The following is a 652-nucleotide window of genomic DNA, read 5'->3' as shown; positions in this document are numbered from 1 at the left end:
AGCAAGGAAGCCGTGGAGACCAACAAGGACATCGAGCAGTTGTTGCTTTCCATCCAAAAGGCTTTCGATGTGCTTGTGGAAAAGAGAACGGACTTCGAGGCTAAGGATGTCAAGGAGGCCTTGCAGGGCAGCGTCAAGACACAGACCACCCTTCTCTCCTTCGTGGACGAGCATATCAGTGAACTCAGCACCCATGAGGGCATCGATATGTCGAAGAGCAGTGTCTGGACTTACAGAAAGATTCGCAAGAATCTCGCTGAGTTCATCGGGGAGAAGTATAGGTTGACTGATTTGGCTTTCGGACAGCTGACCGAGCCTTTCATCAGTGACTTTCACCATTACTTGCTTGACGAGAAAGGCTTTTCATCAGGAACCATCACCATCTATGTGTCGCTCTTCAAGAAGATGTGCCGCATTGCCTTTGAGCGAGGCTTGTGCAAGAACCTGCTGTTCGCCCATTATCGGGTTGGCACTCCAAGGGTTACGACACCCAAGGCTCTCAGCATGTCTGATTTCATAAAAATCCGTGATGTGGAACTGCCCGAAGACAAGCCGAGACTATCCGTTAGCCGTGACCTGTTTCTTTTCGCCTGCTATGCAGGAACAGCCTTCATAGACACCGTTTCCATCACGAAAGCCAATGTCAAGGTGT

Annotated in this window: 1 protein-coding gene; it reads left to right on the top strand. The window is 50.0% G+C overall.

What is annotated here, in order from left to right; translation table 11 throughout:
- Nucleotides 1–652, top strand: a 652-nt coding sequence (locus NNC77_RS16580; protein WP_254986913.1) for a site-specific integrase, incomplete at both ends; no start/stop codon positions are given.

The sequence above is a fragment of the Segatella copri genome, assembly GCF_024330485.1.
Classification (GTDB): domain Bacteria; phylum Bacteroidota; class Bacteroidia; order Bacteroidales; family Bacteroidaceae; genus Prevotella; species Prevotella copri_L.
Note: the sequence above shows the minus strand (reverse complement) of the source record. Positions and strands in the feature narration are given on the sequence as shown.